We start from the raw sequence: 10,017 nt of genomic DNA on the forward strand, positions 1-10,017 counted from the left end.
CTATTTTTATAGATACCTTTTATTTATTAATTAGTAATTGTAATTATAACCAGAAGAACCAAGCAAAGAGAGAGATAACTAAGATACACACAAGGTTAAGTACCCCACCTACACGTACCATCTCTGTCTGTTTAATATATCCGGAGCCAAATACAATAGCATTGGGTGGCGTTGCCACTGGTAACATAAAGGCACATGATGCACCGATACCAATAATCATCGTTAACGCCATAACAGGCATGCCTAAAGCTTGTGCCACCGTTGCAAAGATAGGAACAAGTAACGCAGCGCTGGCGGTATTACTGGTGAATTCAGTTAAAACAATAATAAAGGTTGTTACAGCAAGAATAATGACAAACCAATGGCTGTTACCAAAAGTATCTTTCATAAAATCAGCCATAACCAAACTTGCACCAGAAGATTGTAAAATTGCGCTCAGTGTTAAACCACCACCAAACAGCATTAATACGCCCCACTCTGTATTTTCCTGAATTTGGCTCCAACTTGCTACACCCGTCACCCCGATGACAATAGCGGCACTGACTGCAATGACGGTATCTAAATCTTTCACACCACCGAAAGCGCTACTGATAAAGGAGCTAAAGATCCAGCAAAATACCGTTACTAAGAAGATAATCATGGTAATAACACGTTTGTTATTCCACTCTAACACTTCTAATTTCAGATCAAACTTATGTTTTAGGTTAGGACGTAGCATCAGATACATCACAATAAACATGATAGGCAATAGCACTAACATGATTGGAACACCGTACTTCATCCAAGTAATAAAATCTAAATTTAGTTGAGCAGCAGCAATTGCATTTGGCGGGCTACCCACCAACGTACCTAAACCACCGATACTGGCACTATAAGCAACACCTAATAGTACGAAGACGAAAGTATTACGTTCTGAACGAATATCTAAGTTAGATAAAATGCCTAACACTAACGGTAACATCATTGCCGCAGTTGCCGTGTTACTGATCCACATTGAGAGTAATGCCGTTACCCCAAAAAGTAACAAGACAGCAATGGAGAGCTTGCCTTTAGCAATCATCAATAAGCGGTTAGCGATTAAGCGATCTAATCCTTGAATATGAAGCGCTGTTGCTAATGCAAATCCTCCGAAGAATAAGAAAATAATCGGATTAGCAAAAGATTTTAGCGATTCATTGGTGTTCATTAACCCGAGCACTACCGCAAGGATTGGAATAAACAACGCTGTAATAGTTACGTGAATAGCTTCTGTCAGCCATAACACACCCACAAACACCATTAACGCTAAACCTGCATTAGCTTTTGGATCGTAGGGTAAAAATTCTAGCAATAACAGCAGTAGTACAACGTCGATTGCTAAAATAATTAACCCTCGTTTGTTTATCGGGCTTGATTTCGCCGATGGGGCTAAATTGGACGCATCCATGATAATACTCCACATTAGCTGACGTGAACATTAAGTTCACTAAGCCATAATTGTTAACGAAATAGGTTATATGTGAAATATAAAAACATTTCACTCCATTGAAAATGTGCAAAAGTTATAATTGGGATCTGATCCACGAGAATTAACCGATTTATTAATAAAAGAGTAAAAATTGAACACTATTTTCTCTTACGCATCACACTTTTTATTCCATTGTTCTAGTGTAAATATCCTACTTTCCCTATCTAGCGCCAAAAAAAATGGGTGAACAATACATTCACCCATTTAAAATTAATAAATCTTTCTAATCGAAATTACGATTATGCTTGGCCTTTAACTTCTTTCAGACCATTGAAAGGTGCTTTGCTACCTAATGCTTCTTCGATACGGATCAGCTGGTTATATTTAGCAACACGGTCAGAACGGCTCATAGAACCTGTTTTGATTTGGCCTGCTGCAGTACCTACTGCTAAATCAGCGATAGTTGCATCTTCTGTTTCACCAGAGCGGTGAGAGATGATAGCAGTATAACCTGCGTCTTTCGCCATTTTGATAGCAGCTAACGTTTCTGTCAGTGAACCGATTTGGTTGAATTTGATCAGGATAGAGTTAGCAATACCTTTATCGATACCTTCTTTTAGGATCTTAGTATTAGTTACAAACAGGTCGTCACCAACCAGTTGGATTTTGTCACCAAGTACTTTAGTTTGGTATGCGAAACCATCCCAGTCAGATTCGTTTAAGCCATCTTCGATAGAAACGATTGGATACTGTTTAGTCAGCTCTTCTAAGTAATGAGTGAATTCTTGTGAAGTGAAAGTTTTACCTTCGCCTTTCAGTTCGTAGTTACCAGTCTCATTGTTATAGAATTCAGATGCAGCACAGTCCATAGCCAGAGTTACATCTTTACCTAAAACATAACCCGCAGCTTCTACTGCTTCTTTGATAGCCGCTAATGCAGCCGCATTAGATTCTAAGTTTGGCGCATAACCACCTTCATCACCTACCGCAGTGTTCATGCCTTTTGCTTTCAGCACTTTTGCTAAGTGATGGAAGATTTCAGAACCCATACGAACCGCTTCTTTCAGAGTAGGAGCGCCAACAGGTTGGATCATAAACTCTTGGATATCAACGTTGTTATCAGCATGCTCACCACCATTGATGATATTCATCATTGGTAAAGGCATTGAGTATTGACCGTGAGTACCGTTCAGATCAGAAATATGCTCATACAAAGGCATACCTTTCGCTGCAGCAGCTGCTTTTGCGTTTGCTAAAGAAACAGCTAGGATTGCGTTTGCACCAAAGTTTGATTTGTTTTCAGTACCATCTAAATCGATCATGATTTTATCGATATTAGCTTGGTCTTTAGCATCTTGACCCAAAAGAGCTTTAGCGATTGGTCCATTAACAGCTTCAACCGCTTTCAGAACACCTTTACCTAAGAAACGTGACTTATCGCCATCACGTAATTCTAAAGCTTCACGAGAACCTGTTGATGCGCCTGATGGAGCCGCCGCCATACCAACAAAACCACCTTCTAAGTGAACTTCAGCTTCAACTGTTGGGTTGCCACGAGAATCGATAATTTCACGACCAAGTACTTTAACGATTTTGGACATACGGTTTTCCTCTGTACAAGTTAAATTTCCGAGAAGAGAGATACGCGCTCTCTTCTCACATATCCTATTTTAGCAAGCCTTTTTGGTAGTCAAAGGCTGCTTTCACAAAGCCAGCAAATAACGGATGGCCGTCACGTGGCGTTGAGGTAAACTCAGGGTGGAATTGACAAGCAACAAACCAAGGATGATTTGGATTTTCAATAATTTCCACCAGCTTGTTATCAACTGAACGACCTGCAATACGTAAACCCGCATCTTCGATACGTTTTAACAGTAGATTATTCACTTCATAACGATGACGATGACGCTCTGTAATGGTATTTTTACCATACAGAGTACGCACTAAACTATCGCCACTTAAATGACAAGGTTGTGCACCAAGGCGCATTGTTCCACCTAAGTCACTATTTTCTGTACGCACTTCAAGATTGCCATTCTCATCACGCCATTCAGTAATAAGCGCAATAACTGGGTATTTACAATCAGGTGCAAACTCTGTGGAGTTAGCATCTTCCATATTGGCAACATTGCGTGCAAATTCAATCATAGCCACCTGCATACCTAAACAGATGCCTAAATAAGGGATTTTATTTTCACGTGCATATCGAGCTGCCATAATTTTGCCCTCAACACCACGTTCACCAAAACCACCTGGAACTAAGATTGCATCTAACCCTTTTAGGATTTCTACACCACGAGTTTCCACATCTTGAGAATCAATTAATTTGATATTTACCGCAACACGGCTTTTGAAACCACCATGTTTTAATGCTTCAATCACTGATTTATAGGCATCTGGTAATTCAACATATTTACCAACCATACCAATGGTAACTTCGCCTTCAGGGTTGGCTTCTTCGTAGATAACCTGTTCCCATTCAGACAGATTTGCCACTGGGCAATCTAAGCTGAATCGTTTACAGATATAATCATCTAATCCTTGCGATTTCAAGAGTGCAGGGATTTTATAAATGGAATCGACATCTTTTAATGAGATAACCGCTTTCTCGGGAACATTACAAAACAGTGCAATTTTGGCGCGTTCATTAGCTGGAATAACGCGATCTGAGCGACAAATTAATGCATCTGGTTGAATACCAATCGAGAGTAACTCTTTTACAGAGTGTTGCGTTGGTTTGGTTTTTACTTCACCCGAAGCCGCTAAATAAGGCACTAATGTTAAGTGCAGATAGAAAGTATGCTCACGCCCTACTTCTGCCGCCATTTGACGGATAGCTTCTAAGAAAGGAAGTGATTCGATATCACCGACAGTACCACCAACTTCAACTAACACGACATCATGACCTTCACCGCCACGGATGATGCGTTCTTTGATTTCATTAGTGATATGAGGAATAACTTGGATAGTAGCACCAAGATAGTCACCACGACGCTCTTTGCGTAGCACTTCTGAGTATACACGGCCGGTCGTAAAGTTATTACGACGCGTCATTTTCGTGCGAATAAAGCGCTCGTAATGGCCTAAGTCAAGATCAGTTTCAGCTCCATCGTCAGTGACGAAGACTTCTCCGTGTTGAATTGGGCTCATTGTACCTGGATCGACGTTAATATACGGATCTAACTTCATCATGGTGACATTGAGTCCACGGGCTTCTAGTATAGCCGCTAAAGAGGCTGCGGCAATGCCTTTACCCAGAGAGGATACGACCCCGCCGGTCACAAAAATATAATTCGTTTTCATGCTGAACCTGAAAGTTTAGGTGTATTTGGATGATGGATATAACTGGACGGGAACACAGTATACCCGAACCTTATTTTCGCTACAAACATTCTTAGTTGTATAAAGTTCTTTTTCATCACATTACTTATCCGTTTAAACACGAAAAAACAGTAAAAATTCAATCAACTAAACCCGTGAAAATATTTCTCAAGCATTTTAGCTTAATCCTTTCAGCTAAGATATCACTTTTAGAGAATAGATGCTTTATTTTTTTCACGATATAAAGTGTAGCAGGTTTCGTGACATATCTTTTGCTTATGATCATGCTTTTAATTTTTTTGAGGTTAATCACACTTTTTAGCAAATCAAATGCAACAACGATATTTAAAGCCACCTAAAATAAAAAAAGCGAAATTACCTTTTATAATTTCGCCTTTTATAATTTTTTATAAAAAGTGAGCAAAAACAATAAGATTTCATCTATTATTTTTCGCACTTAATGTCACAAAAACAAATAATGATGAGTCATTCTTCACTCAATTTCTTTTTCCTTCGCTTTTTGCCAACTGATCTCCATCTCTTCTAATGAAGCATTTTCTATGTTTATACCCTGCTCTGTGAGCATTTTTTCAACAAACCTAAACCGTTGCTCAAATTTACGACAAGCTCGATTAAGTGCCTGCTCTGGCTTTTGTTTTAAATGGTGCGATAAATTAACCACAGAAAAAAGCAAATCCCCCAACTCATCCTCAATACGTTGATCATCTCTAGGGGCTTTTTTCACTTCTGCCATCACTTCATCTATTTCTTCATACACTTTATCTAATACAGGAGAAAGCTCGTGCCAATCAAAGCCAACGGAGGCACAGCGCTTTTGCATTTTCTCTGCTTTCATCAGTGCCGGTAAAGTAGCAGGAATATCATCAAGTAATGAATATTGTGCTTTCGCTTCACGCTCTTGAGCCTTGATTTTTTCCCAACAATGCTTTTCAGTCGCTAAATTATTTTCATTTTCTGTAGCAAAAATATGTGGATGACGACGTTCTAATTTATTGCTGATAGCTTCACAGACATCATTAAAATCAAATAATTGCTGTTCTTGCGCCATTCTGGCATAAAAAACGACCTGATAGAGTAAGTCCCCTAACTCCTCTTTAAGTGCGCTAAAATCTTTGCGGGCAATAGCATCCAGTACTTCATAGGTTTCTTCTAATGTATAGGGGGCTATGGTGTCAAAGGTTTGTACCCTATCCCACTCACAGCCTGTTTGAGGATCACGTAATTGCGCCATAATGGCTAATAAACGTAAAATTTCACGGTTTTCTGACATTATCTGGCCTTGTATATAAAAGTGATCGTTATGTCGAGTTAACAAAATTTCGTAAAAAAATGCCAAGACACATTGTGCTTGGCATTTTATCCGTTAAGGTGACCAATGTCTTAATGAGAAAAGCGTTTGGCTTCTATGACATCAGGTAATTGATTGAGTTTCGCTAAAATACGCCCTAATACTTGGAGATTATAAATCTCAATATTCATATCAATGGTCGCTATTTGTTGCTTCACATCACTGCGGCTACTAACTCCCAGCACATTCACTTTTTCATTAGCTAAAATAGTGGTGATATCGCGTAATAAACCACTGCGATCATTAGCCACAACCCGCACCACTAATGAATAACCACTTGAGTAATTCTCACCCCACACCGCATCGACAATACGCTCTGGTGCGTGAGAAAGTAACTCAGCTAATTGATCACAATCTGCACGGTGAATTGAAATACCACGTCCTTTGGTAATAAATCCAACGATATTATCGCCAGGAATAGGTTGGCAACAACGTGCGATATGATGCATTAAGTTCCCGACACCCTCGACCACAATACTGCCACCACCTGACGTGGTTGTTTTTGGTGTAGCCGTTTTATTTTCTAATGAGCGTAACGCCTCTTTGTCTTCATCTTCCGCTGTGGCTTTATTCAGCTTACTTTGTAAGAAATTGACTAATTGATTGATACGGATATCACCAACGCCTATACCTGCCAGCACTTCATCAAGACTATGGACGTTATAACGAGCAATCAGCAGTTTTTCTGCTTCTTTCATATTAATATCAAGCGGCGCTAATTCATTATCTAAGATTTGGCGGCCTGCAATAATATTTTTATCGCGATCTTGTTTACGGAACCAGTTGTGGATCTTTGCTCTACCACGACTGGTTGTCACATAACCAAGATTAGGATTTAGCCAATCTCGGCTTGGATTAGGGTGTTTTTGAGTAATAATTTCAATTTGATCGCCCATTTGTAGCTGATAGCTAAATGGAACGATGCGCCCGCCGATTTTAGCACCAATACAGCGATGACCAACATCACTATGAATATGATAAGCAAAATCTAATGGTGTCGAGCCTGCAGGTAAATCAATCACATCCCCTTTTGGCGTAAAGACATAGACGCGATCATCAAATACTTGGCTACGTACTTCATCTAGCATTTCACCAGAATCAGCCATCTCTTCTTGCCATGCAATTAATTTACGTAACCACGCAATACGATTTTCATAACTTCCCGTCCCGCCTTTGGTTGTTGCACCAGTAGCACCTTCTTTATATTTCCAATGCGCTGCAACACCTAATTCAGCATCTTCATGCATCTGACGAGTACGTATTTGGATCTCAACGGTTTTACCTTCAGGGCCAAGTACTACCGTATGAATAGATTGGTAACCATTTGGTTTTGGATTGGCAACATAATCATCAAATTCATCGGGTAAATGACGAAAATGAGTATGTACAATACCTAAAGCGGCATAACAATCTTGTAGGCGTTCGACAACAATACGTACCGCACGAACATCAAATAGCTCATCAAAGGCGAGATTTTTTTTCTTCATTTTTCGCCAAATACTATAGATGTGCTTGGGACGTCCGTAGATATCGACTTCAATATTCTCTTGCTGCATATAACCACGCACCGTACTGACGAAATTATCAATATACTGTTCGCGATCAATACGGCGTTCATGCAGTAAATTTGCAATTTGCTTATATTCATCAGGATGAAGATAACGGAAACAGAAATCTTCAAGCTCCCATTTTAATTGTCCAATCCCCAATCGATTGGCTAATGGTGCATAGATATTAAAACACTCTTTTGCCGCTAAGACTCGTTCATCCTCAGTGGCATCTTTCACTTCACGTAAATGGGCAATCCGCTCTGCGAGTTTAATAACTACACAACGAAAATCTTCTACCATAGACAATAACATACGGCGTACATTATCGACTTGTACTGAGCTAGTTTCGTTGGTATGTGTCGCTTTAAGCTGGCGAATAGCATCCATCTCCATTACGCCACGCACTAAATTCCATATCGCCTCACCAAAATGTTCAGTGATAACTTCCTGGTTAATAAGATCTTCTTCAGCAAGTGGGAAGAGAAGTGCTGCCCTCATGCTATCTTTATCCATACTGAGTGTCGAAAGAAGTTCAACCATCTCAACACCGCGCCATAGCAACAGTTGCGCATCTTCACGGCCCAGAACAGTACGATGACAGTATTCCCAGGTTTGCATGATTTCACTCCCCGCATTCGCATGAGTTAAATTCAAGCTATTAACCCATTTATCAACGGCAAACTCCCCTGCAGGTGTTAAGTGAGCACTTCTAACTGCAACCATATTCTCTCCCTACTCGATATAAATCTTATCTGCGACTTATTGAGTGGCTATCTGTTTATTTGCGAATAAACAATGCCATTGATTCCAGATGCCCTGTTTGTGGAAACATATCCAACATTCTTAACTGGGTTAGCTGATATCCGGAATCTAATAATATCTTACTATCTCTGGCTAACGTGGTCGGATTACAGGAAACATACACAATTTTTTCTGCGGATAACGTCACAATATGTGACATCACTTGTGCAGCTCCCGCTCTTGCGGGATCTAGCAGAACTTTATTAAATCCTTCCTGTGCCCAAGGCATAGCAGAAAAATCGGCGGATAAATCAGCATGCCAAAACTGAACATTATCTAATTGATTAAGTTCAGCATTTTTTTTCGCCATTGCCACCAGTGCAGGAACACCTTCGACACCAACGACTTTATCAACACGCTTTGCCATAGGTAATGTGAAGTTACCCATGCCACAAAACAAGTCTAGTACGCGATCGTTTGGCGATAAATCGAGCCATGCTATCGCTTGAGCAACCATCTTATGATTTATTTCATCATTAACTTGAATAAAATCCGTTGGTGCAAAGTGTAATTTTAGACCCTCTATCTGATAGAAGGGTTCCTTCTCAATCGTTGTTAATTGTGCGATCTCACCATTATCACCCGCCAGATATATCATCACTTGAGCGTGATGAGAAAAATCATCTAACAATTGCTTATCACCCTCAGATAGCGGTGATAAATGACGCAAAATCACTAATGGCCCATTATCTGCTAACACTAATTCCACATGACCTAAATCACGCACGACAGAGAGTTGCTTTAAACACTGCCACAGTGGCAATAACAGTACATTAAGTTGTGGTTTTAATACTGGGCATTGGGTGACCATCACTAAGTCATTAGAGAGTGCTTGGCGAAATCCCATTACCAAACCCTTTTTAGGGTGATAACGTAACCCTAATCTTGCTCGGCGCCGATAGCCATACTCCGCACCGGCAATAACAGGCTGTGCTGAAATGACCACATTAGTTTCACGTTTAATAAGATGTGATAAAACCTCAGCTTTAGTGGTACGTTGCCAATCAATAGGCACATGTTGTTGCTGGCACCCACCACAATGTTGATAGTACTGACAGGGTGGTGTCACTCTTTCTGGGTTTGTGGTTAACCGTGTGATCACTTCTCCCTTGGCAAACTGGCGTTTTTCTTCGGTCAAACGAATGCGTGCAGTTTCTTGTGGAAGTAATCCTTTAACAAAAATGGTTTTGCCCTCAGCATGAGCAATACCTTGACCGTTAGCATCCAATGCATTAGCGGTTACCGCCAAGTTTTTTACCTGTTTTTTAGCAGGACGTTTTTTAGGGGAATAAAACTGCACCATAGTATTAAATTTTATGAATCTATTGCGGATTAACTCTAAAACAGCCTAGTTTGACATTTTCACTCCGCAAACAGAATTAAGTGTTTACTAGACCATTTAGAATAAGATATGAGGAGAGTATACCATCGAACAAGTTATTTACTTAACTGATATAAGCAATATTTTTATGAAATCGAAAAATATTTTTATGCTAACAAGTAGAAGTACTCTTTTATATAGATTTAAT

6 protein-coding genes are annotated in these 10,017 nt (G+C 39.9%); all 6 read right to left on the reverse strand.

All coding sequences use genetic code 11. The features are described from left to right. Positions 1–43 precede the first annotated feature (43 nt). The gene (locus tag AACU98_RS13110; protein WP_004247295.1) at positions 44–1,426 is read right to left on the reverse strand and encodes an SLC13 family permease; all 1,383 of its coding nucleotides are present in this window, start codon (positions 1,424–1,426) and stop codon (positions 44–46) included. 320 nt (positions 1,427–1,746) lie between these two features. Further along, entirely contained in the window at positions 1,747–3,048 is a 1,302-nt protein-coding gene (eno, locus tag AACU98_RS13115; protein WP_004244982.1) for a phosphopyruvate hydratase, read from the reverse strand. A 64-nt stretch (positions 3,049–3,112) separates the two neighbouring features. Then, positions 3,113–4,750: a glutamine hydrolyzing CTP synthase gene (gene pyrG, locus AACU98_RS13120; protein WP_004244983.1), complete on the reverse strand. Its 1,638-nt coding sequence runs from the start codon at positions 4,748–4,750 to the stop codon at positions 3,113–3,115. A 511-nt stretch (positions 4,751–5,261) separates the two neighbouring features. Next, complete coding sequence (gene mazG, locus AACU98_RS13125) at positions 5,262–6,059, reverse strand: nucleoside triphosphate pyrophosphohydrolase (RefSeq protein WP_161734610.1); 798 nt, start codon at positions 6,057–6,059, stop codon at positions 5,262–5,264. Between the two features lie 110 nt (positions 6,060–6,169). Beyond that, the gene (relA, locus tag AACU98_RS13130) at positions 6,170–8,410 is read right to left on the reverse strand and encodes a GTP diphosphokinase (protein WP_004244986.1); all 2,241 of its coding nucleotides are present in this window, start codon (positions 8,408–8,410) and stop codon (positions 6,170–6,172) included. Between the two features lie 55 nt (positions 8,411–8,465). Next, complete coding sequence (gene rlmD / locus AACU98_RS13135) at positions 8,466–9,791, reverse strand: 23S rRNA (uracil(1939)-C(5))-methyltransferase RlmD (protein WP_004244987.1); 1,326 nt, start codon at positions 9,789–9,791, stop codon at positions 8,466–8,468. Positions 9,792–10,017 lie beyond the last annotated feature (226 nt).

Origin of the sequence: Proteus sp. G4380 (genome assembly GCF_963885725.1) — a bacterium.
In the GTDB taxonomy this organism is placed as follows: Bacteria; Pseudomonadota; Gammaproteobacteria; order Enterobacterales; family Enterobacteriaceae; genus Proteus; species Proteus mirabilis.

Excerpts from the sequence above, each read along its gene's own strand:
- AACU98_RS13110 (WP_004247295.1), bottom strand. The coding sequence starts at position 1,426 with ATGGATGCGTCCAATTTAGCCCCATCGGCGAAATCAAGCCCGATAAAC.
- eno (WP_004244982.1), bottom strand. The coding sequence starts at position 3,048 with ATGTCCAAAATCGTTAAAGTACTTGGTCGTGAAATTATCGATTCTCGT.
- pyrG (WP_004244983.1), bottom strand. The coding sequence starts at position 4,750 with ATGAAAACGAATTATATTTTTGTGACCGGCGGGGTCGTATCCTCTCTG.
- rlmD (WP_004244987.1), bottom strand. The coding sequence starts at position 9,791 with ATGGTGCAGTTTTATTCCCCTAAAAAACGTCCTGCTAAAAAACAGGTA.
- mazG (WP_161734610.1), bottom strand. The coding sequence starts at position 6,059 with ATGTCAGAAAACCGTGAAATTTTACGTTTATTAGCCATTATGGCGCAA.
- relA (WP_004244986.1), bottom strand. The coding sequence starts at position 8,410 with ATGGTTGCAGTTAGAAGTGCTCACTTAACACCTGCAGGGGAGTTTGCC.